The organism is Thermococcus argininiproducens (assembly GCF_023746595.1).
Classification (GTDB): domain Archaea; phylum Methanobacteriota_B; class Thermococci; order Thermococcales; family Thermococcaceae; genus Thermococcus_A; species Thermococcus_A argininiproducens.
The window spans coordinates 916,368-939,368 of the sequence record NZ_CP080572.1 but is presented as its reverse complement, the minus strand read 5'-3'; the positions used below and the strand labels follow the sequence as shown (position 1 = coordinate 939,368).

Here is a 23,001-nt window from a genome sequence, read left to right as displayed (position 1 = left end):
AAAAATGATTCGCTTTATCCTTGATACAAGTATTTTTGTAAATCCCGATATCAGAAATAAGTTTGGAGAAAACCCTACCGAAGCTATGAAAAAATTCTTAGAATATGCTGAGCGTCTTTTTGGGAGAGTAGAGTTCTACATGCCACCTGGAATTTACAAAGAGGTCACCCATTTTGTTGAACTGGAAGAGGTTTCTCCAAATATAGAAATTTATATTGTCAAGAAACCACCCAATGTTCATGATATTAAAATCCCTGCTTTCGTTGTTTATGAACTTATTGAAGACATACGAAGGAGAATTGATAAAGGACTCAGAGTTGCAGAAAAAGCCGTTAGAGAGAGTGTAGTGGATAGCCAGAACGTAAATACAATTATACAAAAACTTCGGAGAAATTATAGAAAAGCTTTAAGAGAAGGAATAGTTGATAGTAAAGAAGATTTTGAGCTTATATTACTTGCCAAAGAACTAGATGCCACAATAGTCTCTGCAGATGTTGGTATTCTAACATGGGCCCAGAAAATGGGCATTAAATGGATCGATGCTGCTCGCTTCAAGGAAGTTTTAGATGAGTTAATAGAAAAGGTCTAAGCTTTTTTCAAACTAACCTTTTAGAATTAAAAGGCATGTTAGGAAAGAACTAGAGAAAATATACAGAATCAGATTTGTTCTAGAAGCTTCTTTCTCTTTTCTTCATATTCTTCTTGAGAGAGTACGCCCATATCGTAGAGTTCTTTGAGCTTTTTAAGCTTTTCAAGTGGATCTTCTTGTTTGATTATGGCTTTCCTTGGCTCCATTCGTATCCCCCTACTCACGATTTCTCTTGGCTTATGAATTATCCACTCTTCACTCATTAAGTGTTTCTTTCTCTCAATTAAAACTGGTTCAACAGCAATTTCGTTTAATGCATCTCTTATGGCCCCTATTGCTTTCTTTGCTTCCTCTTTATCCATTCTTGGTAGGATAATCTCACTTCCATCTTCCCTTTTGATTAAAAACTCGGAATAGAGTTTTCCAACTTTGGTATAAACTAGTTCAAGCTTCTCATACGGTATTGCTGTCAGTTCATATCTCCCCAAAATTTTCTCATCTATATAAATAATCCTTCTATCAGTCACTACAAGCCACTTAGGCTTTGCTTCAAGACTAAATTTCTTTCTTATTGCATAGAGAACTTCTTCATCTGGGGCAAGGTTTTCCAGGACTCCTTTCGGAAGTTTTTCCTTCATGCACTCTCACCATTTCACATTATCCTATAAGAATATATAACCTTGTCCATTGCTTTCTAAGTTAATAAAAGAAAACAAATAGAAGATTCACTTCTCCTCTGGAAAAGTAACAGAGCTAAAATAAAAGCTATAAGTGCACCAACTCCACAAGTCCTTCCTCTTGTGTCGCTGGAGTTGCAGTTTCTGAGCTTGAGGGTGTCTGAGTAGATGATGGCCTCACAGAGAAAACTTCAAAACGAAACAACAGTAACATTAGGAAAAACTTATTACCATAATCGTGTTTTCATATTTACGGTGATCGTATGAATTTTGAAAGAAAGGTGCTCATTGGAATGGTTCATCTCAAACCTTTACCTGGTTCTTATCATTATGAAGACAATTTCACTGAGATCATTGAACATGCAATTAGTGAAGCGAGAAAAATTGAGAACACTGGTTTTGATGCCATAATGATCGAAAACTTCAATGATGTGCCTTTTTCAAAAACTGTTGAGCCCATAACTGTGGCCTCTATGAGTGTTATTGCAAAGGCAATTAAGGAGGAAATCTCACTACCCCTCGGTATAAATGTCCTCAGAAACGATGCTATAGCGGCTTATTCCATAGCTTATGCTGTAAAAGCCGATTTTATAAGAGTCAACGTCTTAAGTGGTGTAGCTTATACAGACCAAGGAATAATCGAGGGAGCGGCTCATGAACTTGCAAACCTCAGAAAACTCTTGCCATCGAAAATCAAAATTTTTGCTGATGTTCACGTCAAACATGCTTACCACTTTGGAGATTTTGAAGAGGCTTTAAACGACACTATTGAAAGAGGTCTGGCTGATGCTGTGATAATAAGCGGCAAGAGAACTGGCAACGAAGTAAATTTAGAAAAGCTTAAGATATCCAAAGAACTCTCAAGTGTTCCAGTTTTGGTAGGTTCCGGAACAACTTATGAGAATTTACCAAAACTGTGGAAATACGCGGATGGATTCATAATAGGGACTTGGATAAAAAAAGAGGGAAAAACTAAAAATGAAATTGATGCAGAAAGAGCAAGAAAAATCGTAGAGCTGGCAACAAAACTTCGGAAAAACCTTTGAAATATTCTTCTTAATTTCACTGTTTTATACTACTTGAGCCTTGGTGAGGATTCTTAGAAGGTAATGAGATATTACTTATACAGTCTCTTTTCTAAATCCACTAATAATTTGATGGAGATCTTTTCAATCTTCCGATTTTGGTGCACAGGTAAAGGAGGTATTAGTAATGAAAAAATGGTGGGTATTGTTGACTTTAATACTCAGCTTAAGCTTAATGTTGTCTTCAGTTGCTGCACATTTCGATCCTCCAGGCTCTCCTGCAATCCAAGTAACCGTTTATCTTCTAGGTGTTTCTCTTAACGAAGACATGGATGATGGATGGAACGGGTATGCTGATATAGTAGGGAAATATAAAATAGTCCACACAGGTCATGAAAGTAAAAGTGGAGATATTTCCATGATATACTATGACTGGGATACTCTAAAGGGGAGAATGGGTTATATTTCCAAGATACTTCTCTACACCCACAACGAATGCTCTCCACTGAGCGAGATAACTGTAGACGTGAATTTAGAGGAATACAATGATATTTTACCTAACACCGCAATTGGCTCTGGTTCTATAAAGATAAGCAAACCAGGCAGATACATAATAAATTCCGGAAAAGGAAAAGTACTCATAGAAGTTAAAACCACTCCAGCAGTTCTCTATTCTGAGGAATGTTCATACTTCCACGACCAGCCGGATGAGTACGCGAGCAGCATTGTGACAAGCTCTGGAGGCTACGTCTACGATTGGCAACTCGCGAACATGATGAAGATGTGGATAGCCAACAGAACGGGCTACGCAAATATGGTCTTCATTTTCAACCAATGCTTTGGTGGAGGAATGATTGACGACCTTAAAGAAAAGTTAAAAGGAACGGGGGATGCGGCCTTTTTGAGTGCTTCTAAGCATGATGAAACATCTTGGGGCCTTGCTGATGGCTACACGCCAGCCAGTTGGCCTGAAATGAGTAAAAGGGGATTTACCAGGCCCGAAGGCTACTACCCAAAGGAGGTCGGAGAGGAGTTAGAAAGGACGGGTAGAGATGCTCCCACAATGAAAGAGATGGCCAAAAGGGCCGAGCAACAGGATGCACGTGGCCCTTACGGGTTGGGCTTCAAGGAAACTCCTCAGTACACTTCGATTGGGAAGGGCGACAGTATAAAGATAGGAAAGAAAGCTGACGGTTCGAATGTGGCAAGTAAGCATGCCATCCTTTTTGCTGGGGATGCTGACAGCAAAAGACACTGGAACAACCTAGATAGAGCATATAAAGCACTTAAAAAGCAGGGGTTTACCGATGAGAATATAATAGCTCTAGCAGGAAATGGAAAAACCATGCCTGATGGCACAAATGTGCCAACTTATGTAGATGGACCCGGTACAAAAAAGGCTCTTTTTGAGGCTATTATAAATGTAAGCAAAAAAATGAACAAAAACGAGCAGCTGATATTCTGGGTTTCCGACCATGGAAATAGAGAAAGGACAGAAACAGCCCTTGATAAAGCGATAAAAGATCCCGTAAAGCAGACGGTGCCCCCAAGAGAGACTGCCAAAAGAACCGGACAAATTTCTTGGGATCTGGATGAGGAGTTTTTGAAAGTGATAAAGCTCGATCCGAACAACCAGCCTTATGTGAGCATACTCGTTGAAGCAACTCCTGTGGTTATTGAATATGGAGAGTATTTCCTTGAGAATATAAAACTCTACGTAAATGAGAACGAGTTGGAGTTAGAGCTAATCGAGCCCATCATTGCATATGATGAGGAACCGGATTTGGATGCCTATGAACTTGTGTATCTTGTGGATGAGAGGATTCTAGGAGAAGAAAACCTCATTGAGGTTGAATGGTCAGGAGATGCAGAAATGTTCGTTGAGTACAATATAATGGGGCTCATGATAAGCACAGGAGGCATAAATGAGCTTGAGCCCAAACCCATTGAAGTCGTCGAAGAGCAAACACTCTTTGACCTTCTAAGAGAGTATGTTCCCACATACAACGAAAATGCCGATAATATGCCCGGATTCATTAAAAGGATAGCTGGAAATGAGAGGATAGACCTTGAGATAACGCTTGAAAACGAAAGCATCCTCAATATAGGCGTTGTGACAGAAGGGGGTTATATAATGGAATTTTCAAAAGGCAAAATTTCAAACCCCACGATGAGGGTATGGACAAATGAAGGCGTTGCAAGAAGAATCATAAACTCAGAAGACCCTGCGAGCACGGGAGTAAATGCATTGAAGATGGGGGAGATAAGATACAGCGGTGTCGGGTTTGGGAGAACTCTAAGGATCTTTGTGGTGAAGATAGTGATAAAAGTGTACAGGATCGTGGAGATTATAGGAGATCTTTTTGGTTAATTTTTTCCTTTTTGAGTTTTTCTATTATATATTCCGCATACCACTCGGGCCAGTTTTCATCTCTCTTTCCAAGCTTTTTTTCATATTCAGCATGCGCCCTTTCAGCCTCTTTCAAAAGTTGAGCAAGCTTTTCTTTTGTGAGTCCACACATTAATCTCACCAAGAAATAAGTGAATCCCCTAATATTTAAGAGTTTAGAGAACAGAAAGTACCTAAAAATTAACTTGGTGCGGTGGCCGGGATTCGAACCCGGGTCACCGGCTTGGAAGGCCGGTGTCCTAGACCAGGCTAGACTACCACCGCATGTAGCTGTTTTAACATGAGTGGATTTGGATTTATAAAGTTTGCGATGAGGAAGGTTTTTAAATCACTTCCAGAACAAGGTTATGTACATATAAAAATCGGTTTTAGGTGAAGGATATGAAGAAGCTTGCAATTATTTTAAGTCTTGTACTTATAGCAACAGCACTGGGATGCATCAACCAACAAACACAACCAACCCAGACAGAAGAGCAAAAACTCGTTATTTACTCGTACGACAGCTTTGAATATCTTGCAAGCGAAGTAATTCCAAAGTTCGAGGAGAAATATGGAGTTAAAGTTGAACTACAGCTTATTGGGGATGCTGGAGAGGTACTAAACAGGCTTATCCTAGAGAAAGACAGTCCAAGGGCGGACTTAGTTATAGGCATAGATAACAGCCTTTTGGCAAAAGCTATCGAGGCAGGAGTCCTAGAGACATATAAACCGGAGAACATAAAACTCATTCCCGAAAACCTAATATTTGATCCAACATTCCATCTAACTCCTTACGACTATGGCTACATAGCAATAAACTATAGAGAAGACATGATCCAAAACCCACCAAAGAGTCTTGAAGATCTTACAAAACCAGAATGGAGAGGCAAACTTGTTATTGAAGACCCAAGAACAAGTTCTCCTGGTGCAGCGTTTCTACTATGGACAATAGCAGTTTATGGTGACGACGGATACCTCTATTACTGGCAAAAGCTTAAGGATAATGATGTTTACATAGTTAAGGGATGGACAGAAGCTTGGACAGCATTTATGAACGGTGAATTTCCTCTTGTGCTTAGCTATGCGACATCTCCCGCCGCAACAGTTTACTATGACAACATAACCTATGTAAAGGCCATAGCATTCGAAGAAGGCAACTACATGCAAATAGAAGGAGCCGGGATAATAAAAGGAGCGAAGAACAGGGAGTTAGCAAAGAAATTCATAGAATTTATGCTCACTGAAGAGTTCCAGAGTGCAATTCCCACTAACCAATGGATGTATCCAGTGAATCCAAATGTTAAACTTCCAGAAGTCTTTGAATACGCAGTACAACCAAACGAGATAAAGCCAGTGACTCTCGAGCCAACTTACATCAAAGAAAACTTTGAACGCTGGATCAAAGAGTGGACCGCACTTATGGTAGAAGGAAAAAGTCCAGAAGAGATAATAAAGGCTCGTGCGTGATCTTTTTCTTTTATCCAATTATTGAAAACTGCTTTACTCTCACTCCCACTCTTTTTGGTAGATTTTTGATAGAGAATGGAATTTCACTTAGAAAGCGTTCTGCTATTATTATTTTTCCCTCTACATCGATTTTAAATCTTATTCTACCAGGCGAAAGCTCATAACTCACAATCTCACCGGTTTTTCCTTCTTCGATATACACACTTTCAGGTCTAAAAAATATCTTCACCTTTCCTTCTCTTCCAACATTGAAACAAAGTTCTCCAAGACACGCTTCTCCATCTACAGCTCTAAGTTCTAAGATGTTTGATAGTCCAAGAAACTGAGCTACAAACTCAGTTTTTGGATTATAATAGAGTTCTAATGGAGTCCCAATCTGTTCAACTTTTCCAATATTCATCACCGCAATTCTATCACTTATTGCCATTGCTTCCTCTTGATCATGAGTAACATAAATTGTGGTTATCCCAAGCTCCCGCTGAATTCTCTTTATCTCACCTCTAAGTCTCTCACGAATCTTTGCATCAAGATTTGAGAGAGGTTCATCCAGAAGAAGAACTTGGGGTTCTATTACCAGAGCTCTGGCCAAGGCCACTCTTTGTTGTTGGCCTCCGCTAAGCTGTTCTGGATATCTTTTCTCAAAGCCTTTTAGTCCTACTAATTCAAGTGCCCAGACCACTCTTTTCTCTATTTCATTCCTAGGGATCTTCCTAACTTTTAACCCAAATGCTATATTATCAAAAACATTCATATGGGGAAACAAAGCATAGTCTTGGAAAACTATACCAATATTCCTCTCATATGGTGGAACATTATTCATAAGTCTCTCGCCAAAGTAAACTGCCCCTTTTTCCGGCCTTTCGAAACCAGCGATTATTCTTAGCGTTGTGGTCTTTCCACAACCACTTGGCCCAAGAAGAGTCAAGAACTCTCCTGCTTTTGCCTCTAAATGGGGAATCTCAAGCCGAAAATCTTCCCAAGACATTTTTATCCCTTCAAGCCTAACCCTTACCATATCTCTTCACCCGTTCTCTCGATGACTATAAAAGCTATCGTGCTAACCAATATTAAGAGTACAGACATTGCCGAAGCCGGACCCAATTGTCGAGACCCTAAGAATCTATAAATTGCTATTGTGATTGTGGTATATTCTGGTCTATAAATCATGTATGTAGCTCCAAGTTCAGCTATACTCATTGCAAAAGCGAATATGGCCCCAACAATTATCCCACCAAATGCTAATGGAAGCTCAACTTTTAGAAACGCTCCAAGTTCATTGACTCCCAGACTCATTGCAGCTTCCTTTAAGTTTGGATTTATTTTTTTCAGGCTAGTGGAAACAGATCTTAGAACAAACGGATAGGCTATTATTGTATGAGCAAAGACTATTAAATACCATGTACCAAGAAACTCAAGTGGAGGCTTATGGAAAGCTCTTATGTATCCTAATCCAAGTGTAATTGCCGAAGAAGCTAGGGGGAGCATTACAATAGCATCAAAGAAATTTTTGCCTTTAAACCTCCATCTATACATAATGTATGCTATACTCAGGGCTAAGAGCGTTGATAGAACTACTGCAGAAAACCCAAACAGAAGAGAGTTCCTAATTGCAGTTATGCTATTTGCACCAAATATAGGATTATATTCAGGAGAAAAAACTCTTTTGTACCATTCGAGTGTGAAACCACCCCCATATGTGAAAGAATGATAAATAACAGCAAGAAGAGGGGATAATATAAATAGAAAAACCACAAGAGAATAAAAGATTATCAACAGACCTCTCACACTTATTAGCTTTTTAAATGTTAAGTAAACAGGTTCTCTGAACACTTTTTGCTTCTCAGCTTTTGCATATAAGTCCAAACTTTTAAGGTAGAGATACATAAAAATGAGGCTTAAGAAAATTTGGATTATTGCTAGTGCAGCGCCAGTCTTAAAATCAAGGAGTGTCATTATGGAGGTAAAAATATCCACCTCTATAGTAGCATACTGATATCCACCTAGAATAAGGGGGATAGAAAAACTTAGAAAACAGAAAACAAATGTTAACATAGAAGAAGCAAAAATAGCGGGCATGAGCATTGGTAAAGTTACTTTTCTAAAGAGTGTGAAACCTCTTGCCCCAAGGCTTATTGCAGCTTCCTCATAATGAGGATTTATGCGCTGCCAAAGGGAAGAGACCATTCGAACAACAACAGGGAAATTGTAAAATGCATGAGCAAGAATTATGGCCTTCCAGGAGTAAAGGATCCCCAAATCCCTTCCTAAAATCTGAGTTATGATTCCCACGCGGCCAAAAAGGAGAATAAATCCTAAAGCAACCATAATACTTGGCATCACAAAGGGGACGGTCAGGATGGCTTTTAGAATACCTTTTCCAGGAAATTCGTATTTTGCAAATATGTAAGCCCCTGGAAAACCAAGAAGGAGTGTCAAGAGTGTAGAAGCCAATGCTTGCCAAAATGTGAAAAATATAACCCTCCTATGATAGCTGTTTGAAAGTACTTGGAGAATATACCTTAATGTAAATCCATTCTCCCACAAGCCTTCCTTTAATATACTAGTTAAAGGGAAATAGAAAAAGAGTACCAAGAAAGCTAAAGGAAATACTAAGATTACACTTCTCCACCTCATTTTCATCGTGTTTTAGTGAGTTATAGTATTTTATAAGTCTGTTGTCCAATATGCCAAACCTATGTATCTATCAGCTCCCCCATAGTAGAGGAGGATTTTTCCATCATGTTCAACCATGCCTTCTAGGAAAACCACATTATTAACATAACCCCATATCTCCCATTCATACTCTGGAAGCATTATAGGATTCTCAGTTCGTGCAATAACCTCTCTTGGATCATCCTTACTAAAGATCGCTGCCCCAACTCTGTACTTTAATGTTCCTTCTTCTTTGCCAGCACTATTGTATATCAAGAGTATTTTTTCATCCATAGAAACTAAGGGCGGGCCTGGTTCTACTAAAACATTATCAAAATTTTCTTTTCTAGGAGAAAGAACTGGCTCCTCTATGTATTCCCAGTTTATTAAGTCTTTTGAAACTCCCATCCAAATGTGGGAATCTCCAAAATACATAATATACTTACCTCTAAACTCTCCATCTCTAAGCTTCTCAGGCAGTATTGATCCACTTTTTGTCCACCCTTCAATATTGTTTTTCTCATATTTGAAATCTCCAAATATCGGCCCATGTTTCTTCCATGTTAAGAGGTTCTTTGATGTAGCCAAGCATAATCTGGCAGTTTTTCTATCATAACCTGTATAGGTCATGTAATATGTCTTTCCAACTTTTACAACTCGAGGATCTTCTACTCCTGCACTTTCCCATTTGTATTCGGGCTCTATGACAGGTTCGGGATGTTGTAAGAAGTTAATTCCATCTTCGCTTATTGCAAGTCCAATCCTGCCTGTAATCTTGTCATCTTTGGACTCGGCCCTGTATAGCATCACAATACTATCTCTCTCCTTGATAACAGCTGGGTTGTATGTATTCCTTGAATCAAAACCTTCCTCTGAAGGTGAGATAATTGGTCGTGGAAGTTTTTCAGGTGGTTCCACTAGGATGTTCCTTCCCTCAATTCTAAACAGTTTCTCAAAAGATTCTCCCTTCAAGTCTAACAACCTCCTTATCCTTAGCTTTAATCCAGTGCGACTTCCCTCTAAATATGACCCGAGTAGTGATTCTAATACCCTCTGGCAAAGAGGGATCTACAATGAGCTTTTCATCCACTCTTAGACCCAATAACGCTGTAAGAAATGCAAAAACACTTGCTGCACTCCAAGCTTGAGGAGCATTTGCCCGTGGACAAAGGAGAGGGTACTCACTGTCAAGCCCGCTATAAAGCTCAGGGAGTTGAGCATTGGGAAGAAGCTTTGCAGCTTTAAGCACGGCCTCAGAAAGTATTCTCACCTTTTCTTTTTCTCTTCTCAAGGAAAGTCCAAGAGCTATTATTGCATTGTCGTGAGGCCATATACTCCCATTATGATAACTGAATGGATTATAGGCCTCTTCTTTTGAACTTAAAGTTCTAATGCCCCATCCAGAAAACATATCCTCTTCGAATAGTCTTTCAGATATCTCCTTTTCATACTTAGCTATGCCAGTGAACAATAGATGGCCTACGTTTGAAGATACGACTTTAGATGGGTTATTTTCACCATCTAAAGCCAAAGCATAGAAGTTCCCAGTCCAAAAGTCTTTATTAAAGCGTTTCTTTAATTTTTTAGCTTCTCTTTCGAGCATCTTTGAATCAAGGAAAGTAAGTTCAAGTAAAGCAGCATCTCTTAGAGCTTTGTAGGCATACCCTTGAACTTCAACCAAGGCAATAGGATGCTTTGTTGGAAGACCTTTTTCAGTAGGGATCCCCTCCTTTGAGTCCTTCCATCCTTGATTTGCTAACATCCCTGCCTTATATCTTATATACCCTCCTCCCTCCTCTAGTTTTCTCAGAATCCACTCAACAGCAGCTGTTAAATTAGGTTTAAGCTTTTCTATGAGGTCCTTATCTCCACTCCACTGTAGATATTCTGAAGCAAGGATGATGTAAAGTGGGGTGGCATCTACAGTTCCATAGTAAGGGGCAAAGGGAATTCTCTTTGCATGAGAAAGCTCTCCAAAACGAAATTCATGAGGGATCTTACCAGGTTCTTCTTCATTAAGTGGATCAAACTTCTTTCCTTGGATCTTTGCAAAGAACCTTAATGTGCCTTGGGCATATTGGGGATAATATGGAAGTAAGAACCAAGAAGTTATGATACTGTCTCTTCCAAATGGGCAAGCATAGTAAGGGATCCCTGCAAATGGAACCATGCCATGGTTTGTGTATGCTGTTAAAGCAACCAAATCCTCTACTGCCCTTTCAAAGACCCTATCCAACCAAGTCATGTTTGTAGAGACTACATTAGGCAAGTTAAGACTTTTTTCAGTAAGAAAAACATCTAACCGATCTCTTGAGATTCGAGGAGAAAACTCAACATAGAAAATCTCCTTCTGAAGAGGTTCTAAAGTCACTTCAGCAAATAACATGTTCTTTTCTCTTCGAAGATTCGTTCTTAGTTTTAAATTTCTCTCAATTTTATCCTTTCCCAAATAGAGATACTCGCTTTCCTCTTTGAAAGATCGTTTGACTCGTCGTTTTATTTTCTCCCCCCCAAATTTTCTAACCTCAAAGACATCCTCAATGGGAACCTTAAATGTGTACTCTATCCTAAGCTCTATGATCTCTCTTGATGTGTTATATAGCTGAAATTCCTCCCTATAAGTCCAATCATCTCTTATCTCTCTTTTTCTCAGTAAAACTGCTCTGTCCCCTATTGAAAAATGAGAATACGCTTTTCTTGGACCTTCCTGAGCAGCCCCAATAAGCACACTATGATGATTTAACTTGAGTCTAACTCCCCTCAAAAAGCGTGTATCAAAGATGTAAAAGCCATCATAGGTTCCTTTCATATCCCCATTTTCTCTGGTAACCACAAAAGCTCCATTGTAAGATAAAATAACTGACATCCTATCACCTCAAAATTAAAATCAGAGAGACTGCAAAAACAACTCCACATCCCTTTCATTCCCTAGATCTATAGCCTTAACCCCCCAAAGTTTTGCCACAAATTCTATTTCACTCTTAAAATCCCCTGGAACTGCAGAGAGATGGTTTGCACCCATAACATTCAAGAACTTCTCTTTGTCGAGAGGATTCTTTATGGCTGTATGCGGCCATTGTTTTCCCCACCGTAGCTTTGACTCCATTTCATCAGTTATTTCAAGACTTTCTCCAATGAAGTAGAGAAGATAGTATTCCCCTGCTTTTCTTATGAGTCTTGCAAAAGTTAATAGTGTTGATGGAGTTCTATATGTTAAGGCCCCCCCACTTGCACCTTGACATTGAGGCTGAATAGTAGTAGCTTTCAAGTTTTTCTCAGGCTCTTCACTAAGATCTGCATAGTATAGAGAGGAGGCTCCACAATTAGCTACTAGTACAACATCATCATCAACATATTTTATGTCACCAAAGAGAGGTGGCTTCCCACTTAAGTAGAAAAGCAAAGCCGAGCTTATTGTTCCTTTTATGTCCCCCTCGCACGTGGCTGGAATAACCGGTTTTTCACCCTTTGCATCTCTATTGAATGGGAAGAGTGCTGGAATTAGACAAGCTGTAACACCATAAACTTCGCTTAGTTCTGGCTGGCATTTTATAGAGACTGCAGCAGTTTCTCCTTTATATTCCTCCCATATATCCTTAGCCGCTAGATATATTGCTATTTGTCTCCTTAAGACTTCTGGTGTTAACATTGTGTCATCGTATTTAATATCCATGTTTTTGTGGATCCAATCAAAAAACTCCTCAACACGAATCCTTTCTTTCTCATCACTGAACATTGAATCCGCCTTTTTAATTATAAGATATTGATCAAAAAGAAGAAAGTCCCCAACGAACCGTTTCAGCCTTGGGAGATCATCCATAAGATGCTCCATTCCAAGGGTATATGGAGCCCCCCACAAAAGTAAAGATTTTCTAGAAAGCTTCGAAATGGCCTCAACAGCCCTTGCCCAGGCTTTTACTTTTTCAACATTGCCCTTAAGCCTTGTATGGTGCAAAGCATAGTAATTTACATTACTTTCCCAAAGAGAGGCACCAACAGATGTTATGCAAGTAGTTCCAGCCCACGCTGGATCATCATCGGTATATAAAAGAAGTGGTTTATTTGTTTCTTTTGCTAAGAGAGTTACAAGATTGCTCTCAGTCCAATGCCATAGACCAAGAATAATGCCACTGATGTGCTGGGATCCTATAAGTTCAGAGGCTCTAATTACTTCATCTTTATCATCTATTCCGAAGTTTTTACCATTTTTCAAGGATTCATATTTTCCAAGAGCTCTATTAACATCAAAAACCCTAAATCCAGAATCTTCCAAGTCTTTTACAAGTTTTTTGTGTTTCTCAAGAAGAGCATTTTCTCTTTCTATGGAAAGAGACGTCTTTCGTGGGTCTGTAAAGGTTACAACGGCAAGCATACCACATCACCTTATGCCCAGATAAGCATGAACTGTTTTTAAAATTTAAGGAAAGAAAAAAATCTTAAAGTACTACCTTTTGTGTTGTTTTATCAAATATGTGAATCTTCTTCATATCAAAAACAATATCGATCTCTTGTCCCTCTTTGACTAAAGATTCAGGTGGGAATTTAGCAATAAACATCAAATCATCAGCTTTTAAGTGAACAATCTTTTCTCCCCCTAGATTTTCTATAATGTCTACAAAAACCTTGGCCATGTTCTCTCCTGGAACCTTCACTTGTGCAAATAGCGCATCATAGATATCTTCCGGCCTTATGCCAAATATAACGCTTTTACCAACATAGCCTTCCTCTTGAATCAACTCAAACATGTCATCTAATAGTTTGAGTCTAAATGCTCCAAAGTCTACAAATCCATCCTCACTTACGGTAGCCTCTAAAAAGTTCATTGGTGGAGAACCTATAAACCCAGCAACAAACATATTTGCAGGTTTATTATAAATTTCAGTTGGAGTGCCCACTTGATGCAGAGCACCATTGTTCATAACAGCAATTTTATCTCCCATTGTCATGGCCTCAACTTGATCATGAGTCACGTAAATAGTAGTCACTCCAAGTTGACGTTGCAATTTCTTTAACTCTGCTCTCATCCTGACCCTAAGCTTTGCATCAAGATTTGAGAGAGGTTCATCCATAAGGAATACCTGAGGCCTTCTTACAATAGCCCTTCCTAAAGCCACTCTCTGTCTTTGACCACCAGAGAGCTCTCTTGGTTTTCTCTTGAGCAACTCTGTTAATCCCAGCATCTCAGCAACTTCTCTTACACGTTCATCAATTTCCTGCTTAGGAATCTTTCTCAACTTTAATGGAAAGGCAATGTTATCGTAAACAGTCATATGAGGATATAATGCATAGCTTTGAAAAACCATTGCAATATCCCTATCTTTAGGAGGAATAAAAATACCCTTCTCTGAATCAGCCACGAGTTTTTCACCAATGTATATCTTTCCCTTAGTAGGTTCTTCAAGACCTGAAATCATTCTAAGCGTTGTTGTCTTACCACAACCGCTTGGACCTAAGAGTATTACAAACTCCCCATCTCTAACTTCCAGATTTATGTCCCTAACAGCCACAACGTCTTCAAACTTCTTCCATACGCCAATGAGTTTTACCTCTGCCATTCAACTCACCCTATCATAAATTTTATGTCCGTGCTTTCATAATCTTCAATGACAGCAAAGATACCTCCTACTTTTACTATACCCTTTTCCGTCTCCAAATGAATATTGCTAACAGCTTTTCTAAAAGATAGTGTATATCCTACGACATTCCCATAGATGTTCTCTATTTCACCAGTTTTTACGTTTCTGCCGATAATCTCTGCCATTATAGGAGTAGAGTCTATATGTCTCTTAACAAAGTCTGAAGCATGGAACATTGCAAAGAATCTGATATCCTGTGGATTAGCTATGTACTCCCTCTCTAATGAAGACTCCTTGAAAATCTCAATTATGAGGCTATACTGGGAGAATATTACCTCCGGATAGGTAGCTTTAAAGCTTGGTGGAAAACTTGGTCTAAAACTCACATTTTGAATATTAACCACTTCTTTGCCATCAGACATACCAATCAAATGGTTTAATTTATAAAACTGTCGAACAAAGAGGTTTCCTGCTCCTTCAAATTCCAAGAGGTTAGGTATTCTATCAATATAAAGAGATACTGTTACTCCTTTTTCAAGGGTTTTTAATAGTTCTTCTTGTATATCTTCAAAAAACTCACTAGGAGTCACTACTATAACTTCATTTTTTGCTGATTTGAGAGTTTCTCTGAACATCTCAAGAGCTTCTTCAAAGCTCTGACTCCTCCATATTGCTGGTCTCTGTTCCTCACGTTTGAACTTTTTAAGCTCACTTTCTAGTTTCTCCATTATACTCTCAAGTTCTTTCTTGAACCTAAAAAAGGCTATTCTTGGAGAATATGCCGCATAAACTTTAGGAGTTCCTTCGATCTCAGTTACGAAGCCTCTAATTTTAAGAGATGAAATAGTGTCATAAACCCTATTGTAAGGAATACCGCTTTTGGAAGAAATCTCCTTCGCAGTACTTGGGCCATGAACAAGGAGTGTCCAGTAAGTCAAGATTTCATATTTTGTAAATCCAATTTCACTCAACGCATGTAAGATTTCAGGATGTATCTCCATTTTCGTCACCTAAAAATATTAAGAGTCAAGTTAAAAAGAGTTTAGGATATCAAGGTATCTCTCAAGATGTTTTGTTATAATGAAGTTTTCTTTAACCCTCTTCTTTGCCTTTTCTCCCATAGTCTTAGCTACTTCTGGATGTCTAAGAAGATAAATCGATTTTTCAACAGCCTCATTAATATCCTTTACAAGGAATCCTGTTTCACCATCGACTATTTGAAGTCTTATCCCTCCAACTGCTCTTCCAATCACTGGCTTCTCCTTCCACATCGCTTCTGTAATTGTTAGACCAAATCCCTCCCTTATGGACATCTGCAAGATTATGTCACTTGCTCGTTGAAAAACATTTACTTCCCTTGCATGAACTCCAGTGAGATTCGTAAGCACCTTGACATCGTAGTCCTCCCCTATTTTTCTTAGAGTTTTTTCAAAGTATATCCACCCTTCTGGGTCATCATGAGCCATTACTCCAACCAGTAAAAGCTGTACATCAGGTATTTTCTCTTTAACTTTTCTATAGACATCAATGACATCAAAAACGCCTTTCCAGGGATCAAAACGAGCCACTTGAGTCAATATTGGTCTATCTGGGTCCACATCAAATTTTTCGAGAGTTTTTAGAATCTCATTTTCGCTTAACTCTTTATTCTTTTCACTAAGGGGATCAATTGAGGGAGGCATTATGACTACTTTTTCCTTTTCCAAATCCTCTCGAACATATTCTTCCATATGAAATATATAACGATCGTATTTTTCCACAAACCCTCTTAAAAACTTCCAGAATTGCATATTGGGATCGCTTAAGTCAATGTGACATCTCCATATCCAGGGTTGTTTTTTCTCATAGAACTCTATTAATGGTGCTGGTTGAGGGTCGTGTATTAGGAGATAATCAAAAGCACTAGGATCAAACTCTTGAGCATTCCTTTTGTTGATTTCTATGTATAAAGATTTCATATCCTCAGTTAGCCTGAGGTCTTTGTTTCCTTGAAGAGCATTATGAAAGCTCTTTGTGACATTAAAAAACTCATTCGTTCCCTCAATAACAAACCATTTTGTATCAAGTCCAATGTTCCTCATTAACGGAACCAGATTATGCAAAATTTCCGCAACACCTCCACCAAAGGAAGTGGAGTTAACATGAACAAAGCTTTTGCCTTTGAGATTTTCTGCCTTCTCTTTAAGCTCATATAAAGCTTTTTCACCTATTATTTCTACATAGTCTTCAAGCCTCTTTCCTTCTCCTCCAAATTTTGTCACTTCAAACATTTTTCATCCCTCCTTTCACTTTTCTGTTGACCATCCTATCATACCACTTATGTAATACTTTTGGAAAAGTGCATACACAAGCAATGGGACGAGTAAGACCATGATTGATGCAGCTGTTAATACCCCCCAATCAACAAAATACTGTCCTCTAAGTAATGGAAGTCTTTGTGTAGCTACGTATTTTTCCGGATTCTGTAAGAAGACTAAAGCAAGGAAGAAGTCGCTCCAAACCCATGTGAATTGGAGTATTGCTGCCGAAATTAGTCCTGGTAGTGCCATTGGAAGAACTATTTTATAAAATATCTTAAAATCAGAGGCCCCATCTATCTTTGCAGCTTCTTCAACATCTGTTGGAAGCATTGAAAAGTAATTTCTCATGAAAAATATTATCCATGCCAACCCCCAAGCTGAATGCACAAGTATTAACCCTTGGAATTTGTTTAACAGATGGAGATTCCTAAGAAGGAAGTACAATGGCACTATGGTCATCTGCTGAGGTAAGGCCATTAAGAAAATTATAAAAGCAAAAAGATAGTGTTTTATAGGAAAACTGTATCTTGCAAAAGCGTATGCAGCCAATGCAGCCACTAAAAGAGGTATAATTGTTGATGGAATTGCTATTATCAGAGAATTCTTTAGACCTTCACTTATAGGAAACATTGGATGATTAAAAGCATTAACGAAATTCTTTAGAGTTATAGTAAATGGACTAAAGTGCCACCATCCACCTACAATTTCTGTATAAGGCCTTATTGAAGCCATTAACACCCCTATGAATGGTATTAACCAAATCAAACCTAAAAACCATGCGATACTAGTTGAAACTATATATTTTCTGAGTTTGTATTTTGGGATATCCATCTTTACTCCCTCCTCCTAATTAGCCATAGGGCAGGTATGATAGTTAGTGTAGTCAATAATACTGCCACTACTGCCGCATAATTGTAATTGAGAGCTCTTGCAAAGTAATCCCACATTTGAAGTGCAAGAACCATTGAAGCCCCACCTGGTCCTCCTCCTGTAGCCACGTAAACGATATCAAATATCTTAAGATCCCACAAGAGAGTCATTGCCACTATTACTATTGTTATTGGCTTTAACAAAGGCCATGTTACATTTTTAAAAATCTGAAATCTACTAGCACCATCTATCAAAGCCGCCTCGTAATAATCCCTAGGTATTGAAGCCAACCCTGCCGAATACATTAACATGCTAAAACCTGTCCATATCCATATTGACCCTAGAATAGCTGCGAATAATGCAGTCTGTGGATACGCTGTCCAAGTGATCGCCAATCTTTCAATTCCCAATGCCTTAAATATGGCTGGTACAACACCAGCACCTTCCTCAAAAAGGAAGCGAATGATTAAACCTCCAACAATCATAGGAATTACCATTCCCAAGAAAACTATTGATTTGACTATGGAACTCCCTTTAACCTCCTTCTTTCTTAATAAGAGAGCAATTCCTAATCCCAAAAATACAGTGACTGGAAGATGAATCACTATCCATACCACATTATGCACAAGAGCTCCCCAAGGGGGAGAATTGGTAGGAAATCTTTCAAGATTTACAATATCAGAACTTAAAAGCACGTTTTTATAATTTTCTAACCCTACAAATTCATCACCAAAAAAGAAGCTAAGATATATAGTCTTGAATACAGGGTATATCACGAATGGGACCATTAAAATCAAAGCTGGTAAAAGGAAAAAGAGAGAAACCAAAGACTTAGGCCTTTTCATTAGGATCCCCCTTTCATTCTTTTGGGAACTTCTCATCAAGCGTCTTTAGAACATCATCCAATCTATCTGGTTGTACCCATAGAAGTTTTAGCTGATCCCAGAATGTTTTTTGCCATTCTCCTCCAACGCTATCATCCAAATCAGGTGCTGACTCAACGTTAGTAACAATTTTGGCAACGTCCTTCATAGGTTCCCAGTAATCATCTATTGTAACTTCTTTCCATGTTGCAAGCTTTCCAGAGCTGGTTCCAACGTGAATTCTTTGTCCTTCTGTGGCTAGGAACTTAGCAAGTTCTAATGCCTCAGTCGGATGGGTTGTGTACTTTGGTACCATGAAGTAATCCGGTGCAAGCACCATAGCCTTAACACCAGGTAACGATATAAGACCCAAGTCTGTTGGATCTTCTACCATTCCAGTTAGCCAAGTCCCCATAAAGTAGAGTGCATAATCTCCCTTCCACCAGAGGTCTACAGCGGATGTCCACTCTATTGGATCGCTGAAATAACCAGCATTCAGCAGTGGGACGAGTCTCTCCTCAAATATGCTTCTTACTTGTGGATCTTGCCACTTAACTTCACCATTTATGAGCTTTTGTTGGAGTTCTGCTCCCCCAAAAGTCAGAATAAAGTGCTCAGTCACATCGGAAATAGGCCATCCAACACTGTCTCCACTAACTATTGGTGCCTTTATCCCAGGTATTTGTTTTATTTGTTCAAGCAATGCCACAAATTCATCCCATGTCTCAGGCGGTTTTAATCCATGTTTTTCAAAGAAGGATTTTCTATACCAGAAACCAGGCTTGGCTGCTGCTGTGAATGGTGCCCCATAAATCTTTCCATCAACTGTGGTTGTATCTAAAATCCCAGGAACATATTCATCTGGATTAATGACCTCATTAAGTTCCATTACATGGCCTTTTTTAGCCATGTCCGCAATGAACCATCCCCACATGAAGATTATGTCTGCAGGAGTGTCTCCTGACTCAAATTGCAAGGGTAGAATTGTTGAAAGATCTTCAGCTCTATAAGTCTTATACTCAATTTTTATGTTTGGATGCTCAGCTTCAAAGGCCTTAATAACCTCCCTGAATGCATCAAACTCGGCCCCAGACCAAGGCCCTATCACTTTCAGGGTAATTTGCTCTTGGATTTGGGTTGTAGTTGTTGTAGTAGTTGTAGTCTCTCCACCAATACATCCACTTGCTACAACTGCCACTGCCAAGAGTCCTATCAACAAAAAACTAAACCATATTTTCTTAACACTCATAGGAACACCTCGGTATGGATATATACTAAAAGTATATATATCTTATTGCTCAAACTTGTACATGAGTTTTAGGGGATATTCTGATTAATCATCCACAAAAAAGCGGTGAAACCCCCATTTTAAGTGAGACTCAAATAATTCAAACAAATAATCAAAAACTATTCACTTTAAGTATAATAAACAAAGAGATTTAAACCTTTATGACTACCTAAGAAAGGGGGCAATAACATGATAATCTCGATAGGAGAAGTTTTAATAGACTTTATTGCAAAGGAAGAGGGAATGTTAAAGAACATAAAAGAATTTGAAAGACATCCAGGAGGGGCACCAGCCAATGTTAGTGTTGGATTGAGCAGATTGGGAATAGAAAGTGCGTTGGTAAGTAAAGTAGGAGATGACCCCTTTGGAGAATTTCTCATCGAATCTCTCAACAAAGAAGGAGTAGAAACCAAATATATAGCAAAAGATCCAGAAAAACATACTGGGATAGTTTTTGTTCAACTCATAGGAGCAAAACCAGAATTTATACTTTACGATGGAGTGGCTTATTTTAACATAAAACCTCAAGATATAAAAGTGAATATCGAAAAAGCAGAGCTCATTCACTTTGGGAGTGTACTCTTTGCAAGAGAACCCAGTAGATCCACTATATTTGAAGTGCTCAGAAGATCTAAAGGAAAAGTCCCTATCAGTTACGATGTTAATATAAGACTTGATCTTTGGAGGGAAAGAGAAGAAGAGATGATCAAAGATATCGAAAGAGGTCTTAAACTTGCTAATATAGTCAAAATAGGAGATACTGAATTAGAATATCTCCAAAAAAATGGAATCGAGATAAATGATTTCAACTTTGCTCTCGTGGCAATAACAAAAGGTGCCAGAGGTTGCACCATTTTACACAGCGATCTTAAAGTTGATATTCCCTCCTATGAAATTCAACCTCTCGATACTACCGGTGCAGGAGATGCCTTTATGGCAGCTCTTTTGGCCAGTTTAAAATATATGAACAAGCTATATACTTTAGAGTTCTCAAGAGAAGAACTGAGAGAAGCTGGACGTTTTGCTAATTTTGTAGCAGCACTTTCCACGACAACAATGGGAGCATGGAGTGTACCCACATTAGAGAAAATCAAACATTATGAGAAGTTTCATTTTCTTCCATGACTCCCTCTTCTTTCCTGCCAAAAAGACCAATTAAGTCATGAAGTATTACCAAATCAATGCCAGCATTAAGAGCTTGGGAGAGAGAACCTGCCATCAACATTAAAAGGGCAAGAAAGAAGTCTATCCCTTTGTATACTATGGTAGCTTTCACAGCTTGGTTTTTTCCTTTAATTATACCCCATGCAAGGAGAAAATTCAAGAGTCCAAAACTCAAAAGCATGGACTTCTCAATTCCACTAGCTTCAGCAGAATAATACAAAAGGAAAAGCGATTGAAGAAAAAGTAAATATACTGCAAGTTTCATTGATCCTCCCTCAAGTACCTCTCAAATGCCTCAACATATTTAAACCCATCGTCAGGAAAAATCAAGACTGCTGTTCCGCTGTACTCATTGCGGAATTTTTCGAGAGCTTTGACCACTGCACCAGAGCTCAGTCCTATTAACAATCCATCTCTCCTCGCAATTTTTATTGAACCTTCAATGGCCTCCTTTTGGGTAACTTCGACCACTTGATCTATATCCACTTGGAAAAACCATTTAGGCCTCGTTTCAAGTCTTTTTATTCCTGGTATCTTCTCCCCCTTGGCTGGGACTACTCCAATGACTTTTGTATTATAGTGCTCCTTAAAGTATTTAGCAATTCCTGCTATATGACCTGATGTTCCCACTCCTGCCACAATAACATCAGCTTGCTTCCCTATACTTTTAAGTTGTTCCTCAATTTCTCTAGCTGTATATTTATAGTGCGCCTCAAAGTTGTCATCGTTTTCAAATTGGTTTAAATTCACCGCCCCAGCTTCCTCTGCTTCCTTTTTAACAAATTCTATCATCGCCGGATCAATTGTCTCGAATTCGGTATTTATGAGTTCTGCTCCTAGGACATTTAGAAGGATTTGTGTGCTCTTTGGTGTCGGTTTAGGGAGATATGCTCTGAATTCAATTCCCAAAATGTTTGCCATTGCTGCCATTGATATTCCAACGTTGCCTGAAGTTGCCTCAAAAAGAATCCTTGTTCCGTTGATGTCTTTACGGTCAAGAGCCTTCATGAGAAGATTGAAAACTGCTCTATCTTTTATGCTTCTGCTGAAAGGATTAAAGAACTCTAGCTTGGCAAAATACATCCCCCCTCTCATCTGAAAGGGAAAGCCTAACTAGGGGGGTTGGCTTAAACTTTTCAAACAACTCAAGAGTATTTTGAAAAACGTTCATTTTTGATCACCGTTCGAGATTCCGTATTGTGTTTATAAACATTGCTCTTGCGGCAGTGAACTGCCCCGCCCTTGCGGGTGGGGCTTCGTGAGAGTTCACCGGGACAACCCTCACTCTCACCGGCCGGTTCACACGGCCACTACCAGCTATCCCCCCAACGAGGGAATCGCCGGCTACTTTCCGCAAAATGTTCAAAGCATCATTCACATCAGCATTAATTAAAACTCCAGTTGAAGACTGAAAGAGGCCTCTCTTCACCCTCTTCCCCCAATACTTCTCCTTCTTTTCCAAAGGCTCTAAAGCCAAAGCGTCCGTCTTGCTAATGTAAGCCTCATCAACTTCGATGTAATTAATCCCGTAACGCTCGCACTTTGCCTTTAATTTTCGCTTGAAGAGGCCGTAAGGAATGAACTGAAAATTCTGATTATTCACTTTCCCCAAGGAGGCCCTTTGCTTCGCCTCTTCCAACTCTCCAATAAGTATATTCCCGATTTTATTCTCCAAGCAGTACTTGATGATGTAATTCACGGCTTGATTCATAAAATTATTCATCACGTTCTTTCTCTTCCTCAAAAGCCGAGCCATCCTTCTGCCGAATTTTACTCCTTGTTTGTCATATTGGCTTTGCAACTTGGCTTTTTTCTTATTCCACCACTGGTTAAAACTCTTCAACTACCGGCCTTCAACGATGAAGGCCGTCCCGGTGGTGTCTACACAAGTTGCAAAATTATCGACATCCAAATCAATGGCCAAGTACTTTGAACAGTTTAAATCCCTCTTTTCTGGTTGGACTTCATAAACGTACTCAACCTCAAACCACAAGGCGTTATACTTTGGCAAAATGCGGATTTCCTTTATTCTATGCCCCTTGACATTCTTTGGGAGGGGAATTTCCAAGTACATTACGCCAAACTTTTTCGCAAAGTTTCGTCCGAGAGTGAGGATCACTCTATCCTCTTTAACCTTGAAG

At 39.1% G+C, this 23,001-nt stretch carries 22 protein-coding genes and 1 tRNA gene; 5 read left to right on the top strand and 18 right to left on the bottom strand.

The window, feature by feature from the left end:
- Positions 1-4: 4 nt before the first annotated feature.
- Positions 5-589: an RNA ligase partner protein gene (locus tag K1720_RS04945; RefSeq protein WP_055282370.1), complete on the top strand. Its 585-nt coding sequence runs from the start codon at positions 5-7 to the stop codon at positions 587-589.
- A gap of 68 nt (positions 590-657) precedes the next feature.
- Here the strand turns inward: K1720_RS04945 and K1720_RS04940 are convergent, their stop codons facing one another.
- On the bottom strand, positions 658-1,227 hold the full coding sequence (locus K1720_RS04940) for a PH domain-containing protein (protein WP_251950371.1): 570 nt from the start codon (positions 1,225-1,227) through the stop codon (positions 658-660).
- Positions 1,228-1,529: 302 nt separating this feature from the next.
- On the opposite strand from K1720_RS04940, the gene K1720_RS04935 reads away from it, so the two are divergent.
- The gene (locus K1720_RS04935) at positions 1,530-2,312 is read left to right on the top strand and encodes a BtpA/SgcQ family protein (protein ID WP_251950370.1); all 783 of its coding nucleotides are present in this window, start codon (positions 1,530-1,532) and stop codon (positions 2,310-2,312) included.
- Positions 2,313-2,478: 166 nt separating this feature from the next.
- A complete protein-coding gene (locus tag K1720_RS04930; protein ID WP_251950368.1) occupies positions 2,479-4,662 on the top strand; it encodes a hypothetical protein in 2,184 nt (727 codons plus the stop codon).
- On the opposite strand, the gene K1720_RS04925 is transcribed toward K1720_RS04930, so the two are convergent.
- Positions 4,640-4,825, bottom strand: a complete 186-nt coding sequence (locus tag K1720_RS04925) for a hypothetical protein (RefSeq protein WP_251950366.1) — start codon at positions 4,823-4,825, stop codon at positions 4,640-4,642. The genes K1720_RS04930 and K1720_RS04925 overlap by 23 nt on opposite strands.
- 62 nt (positions 4,826-4,887) lie before the next feature.
- A tRNA-Gly gene (locus K1720_RS04920) sits at positions 4,888-4,965 on the bottom strand.
- Positions 4,966-5,082: 117 nt separating this feature from the next.
- On the opposite strand from K1720_RS04920, the gene K1720_RS04915 reads away from it, so the two are divergent.
- Positions 5,083-6,147 carry a thiamine ABC transporter substrate-binding protein gene (locus K1720_RS04915; RefSeq protein WP_251950364.1) on the top strand — a complete coding sequence of 355 codons (1,065 nt, stop codon included), beginning with the start codon at positions 5,083-5,085 and terminating at the stop codon, positions 6,145-6,147.
- A gap of 10 nt (positions 6,148-6,157) precedes the next feature.
- Here K1720_RS04915 and K1720_RS04910 read toward each other — a convergent pair whose 3' ends face one another.
- The 11 genes from K1720_RS04910 to K1720_RS04860 form a co-directional block, all read right to left on the bottom strand.
- Complete coding sequence (locus tag K1720_RS04910; RefSeq protein ID WP_251950362.1) at positions 6,158-7,162, bottom strand: ABC transporter ATP-binding protein; 1,005 nt, start codon at positions 7,160-7,162, stop codon at positions 6,158-6,160.
- Complete coding sequence (locus tag K1720_RS04905; protein WP_251950549.1) at positions 7,156-8,781, bottom strand: ABC transporter permease; 1,626 nt, start codon at positions 8,779-8,781, stop codon at positions 7,156-7,158. Before K1720_RS04905 ends, K1720_RS04910 begins: the two co-directional genes overlap by 7 nt.
- Positions 8,782-8,811: 30 nt before the next feature.
- Positions 8,812-9,771: a glycoside hydrolase family 130 protein gene (locus K1720_RS04900; RefSeq protein ID WP_251950360.1), complete on the bottom strand. Its 960-nt coding sequence runs from the start codon at positions 9,769-9,771 to the stop codon at positions 8,812-8,814.
- Positions 9,752-11,665, bottom strand: a complete 1,914-nt coding sequence (locus tag K1720_RS04895; protein WP_251950358.1) for an amylo-alpha-1,6-glucosidase — start codon at positions 11,663-11,665, stop codon at positions 9,752-9,754. The genes K1720_RS04900 and K1720_RS04895 overlap by 20 nt, the downstream gene beginning before the upstream one ends.
- 21 nt (positions 11,666-11,686) lie before the next feature.
- A complete protein-coding gene (locus tag K1720_RS04890; protein ID WP_251950356.1) occupies positions 11,687-13,171 on the bottom strand; it encodes an L-fucose/L-arabinose isomerase family protein in 1,485 nt (494 codons plus the stop codon).
- 64 nt (positions 13,172-13,235) lie between these two features.
- Positions 13,236-14,354: an ABC transporter ATP-binding protein gene (locus K1720_RS04885; RefSeq protein ID WP_251950354.1), complete on the bottom strand. Its 1,119-nt coding sequence runs from the start codon at positions 14,352-14,354 to the stop codon at positions 13,236-13,238.
- 5 nt (positions 14,355-14,359) lie between these two features.
- Positions 14,360-15,376 (bottom strand): HTH-type sugar-sensing transcriptional regulator TrmB, encoded by a 1,017-nt coding sequence (gene trmB / locus K1720_RS04880; RefSeq protein ID WP_251950352.1) that lies wholly within the window; start codon positions 15,374-15,376, stop codon positions 14,360-14,362.
- Positions 15,377-15,406: 30 nt separating this feature from the next.
- Positions 15,407-16,645, bottom strand: a complete 1,239-nt coding sequence (gene treT / locus K1720_RS04875) for a trehalose synthase (RefSeq protein ID WP_251950349.1) — start codon at positions 16,643-16,645, stop codon at positions 15,407-15,409.
- A 15-nt stretch (positions 16,646-16,660) separates the two neighbouring features.
- A complete protein-coding gene (locus tag K1720_RS04870) occupies positions 16,661-17,506 on the bottom strand; it encodes a carbohydrate ABC transporter permease (RefSeq protein ID WP_251950348.1) in 846 nt (281 codons plus the stop codon).
- A gap of 2 nt (positions 17,507-17,508) precedes the next feature.
- Positions 17,509-18,390 (bottom strand): carbohydrate ABC transporter permease, encoded by an 882-nt coding sequence (locus K1720_RS04865; protein WP_251950346.1) that lies wholly within the window; start codon positions 18,388-18,390, stop codon positions 17,509-17,511.
- 13 nt (positions 18,391-18,403) lie between these two features.
- Entirely contained in the window at positions 18,404-19,657 is a 1,254-nt protein-coding gene (locus K1720_RS04860; protein ID WP_251950344.1) for an ABC transporter substrate-binding protein, read from the bottom strand.
- Positions 19,658-19,885: 228 nt separating this feature from the next.
- Here K1720_RS04860 and K1720_RS04855 point away from each other — a divergent pair, with 228 nt between their 5' ends.
- The gene (locus K1720_RS04855; RefSeq protein WP_251950343.1) at positions 19,886-20,821 is read left to right on the top strand and encodes a carbohydrate kinase family protein; all 936 of its coding nucleotides are present in this window, start codon (positions 19,886-19,888) and stop codon (positions 20,819-20,821) included.
- Here K1720_RS04855 and K1720_RS04850 read toward each other — a convergent pair.
- The 4 genes from K1720_RS04850 to K1720_RS04835 all read right to left on the bottom strand — a co-directional run bounded on the left by K1720_RS04850 (position 20,787) and on the right by K1720_RS04835 (position 22,979).
- Positions 20,787-21,125 (bottom strand): hypothetical protein, encoded by a 339-nt coding sequence (locus tag K1720_RS04850; protein ID WP_251950341.1) that lies wholly within the window; start codon positions 21,123-21,125, stop codon positions 20,787-20,789. The two genes, K1720_RS04855 and K1720_RS04850, sit on opposite strands and share 35 nt — an antisense overlap.
- Entirely contained in the window at positions 21,122-21,943 is an 822-nt protein-coding gene (locus tag K1720_RS04845) for a cysteine synthase family protein (RefSeq protein WP_251950339.1), read from the bottom strand. The genes K1720_RS04850 and K1720_RS04845 overlap by 4 nt, the downstream gene beginning before the upstream one ends.
- Before the next feature lie 94 nt (positions 21,944-22,037).
- A complete protein-coding gene (locus K1720_RS04840; protein ID WP_341480977.1) occupies positions 22,038-22,703 on the bottom strand; it encodes an IS200/IS605 family accessory protein TnpB-related protein in 666 nt (221 codons plus the stop codon).
- A complete protein-coding gene (locus K1720_RS04835) occupies positions 22,704-22,979 on the bottom strand; it encodes a transposase (RefSeq protein WP_251950337.1) in 276 nt (91 codons plus the stop codon).
- Positions 22,980-23,001 lie beyond the last annotated feature (22 nt).

Bases quoted from the DNA above. Each gene is read 5' to 3' on its own strand.
- K1720_RS04945 (WP_055282370.1), top strand. From the start codon at position 5: ATGATTCGCTTTATCCTTGATACAAGTATTTTTGTAAATCCCGATATC.
- treT (WP_251950349.1), bottom strand. From the start codon at position 16,645: ATGTTTGAAGTGACAAAATTTGGAGGAGAAGGAAAGAGGCTTGAAGAC.
- K1720_RS04930 (WP_251950368.1), top strand. From the start codon at position 2,479: ATGAAAAAATGGTGGGTATTGTTGACTTTAATACTCAGCTTAAGCTTA.
- K1720_RS04845 (WP_251950339.1), bottom strand. From the start codon at position 21,943: ATGTATTTTGCCAAGCTAGAGTTCTTTAATCCTTTCAGCAGAAGCATA.
- K1720_RS04915 (WP_251950364.1), top strand. From the start codon at position 5,083: ATGAAGAAGCTTGCAATTATTTTAAGTCTTGTACTTATAGCAACAGCA.
- K1720_RS04910 (WP_251950362.1), bottom strand. From the start codon at position 7,162: ATGGTAAGGGTTAGGCTTGAAGGGATAAAAATGTCTTGGGAAGATTTT.
- K1720_RS04935 (WP_251950370.1), top strand. From the start codon at position 1,530: ATGAATTTTGAAAGAAAGGTGCTCATTGGAATGGTTCATCTCAAACCT.
- K1720_RS04905 (WP_251950549.1), bottom strand. From the start codon at position 8,781: ATGAGGTGGAGAAGTGTAATCTTAGTATTTCCTTTAGCTTTCTTGGTA.
- K1720_RS04855 (WP_251950343.1), top strand. From the start codon at position 19,886: ATGATAATCTCGATAGGAGAAGTTTTAATAGACTTTATTGCAAAGGAA.
- K1720_RS04850 (WP_251950341.1), bottom strand. From the start codon at position 21,125: ATGAAACTTGCAGTATATTTACTTTTTCTTCAATCGCTTTTCCTTTTG.
- K1720_RS04870 (WP_251950348.1), bottom strand. From the start codon at position 17,506: ATGGATATCCCAAAATACAAACTCAGAAAATATATAGTTTCAACTAGT.
- K1720_RS04860 (WP_251950344.1), bottom strand. From the start codon at position 19,657: ATGAGTGTTAAGAAAATATGGTTTAGTTTTTTGTTGATAGGACTCTTG.
- K1720_RS04940 (WP_251950371.1), bottom strand. From the start codon at position 1,227: ATGAAGGAAAAACTTCCGAAAGGAGTCCTGGAAAACCTTGCCCCAGAT.
- K1720_RS04890 (WP_251950356.1), bottom strand. From the start codon at position 13,171: ATGCTTGCCGTTGTAACCTTTACAGACCCACGAAAGACGTCTCTTTCC.
- K1720_RS04865 (WP_251950346.1), bottom strand. From the start codon at position 18,390: ATGAAAAGGCCTAAGTCTTTGGTTTCTCTCTTTTTCCTTTTACCAGCT.
- trmB (WP_251950352.1), bottom strand. From the start codon at position 15,376: ATGGAGATACATCCTGAAATCTTACATGCGTTGAGTGAAATTGGATTT.
- K1720_RS04885 (WP_251950354.1), bottom strand. From the start codon at position 14,354: ATGGCAGAGGTAAAACTCATTGGCGTATGGAAGAAGTTTGAAGACGTT.
- K1720_RS04895 (WP_251950358.1), bottom strand. From the start codon at position 11,665: ATGTCAGTTATTTTATCTTACAATGGAGCTTTTGTGGTTACCAGAGAA.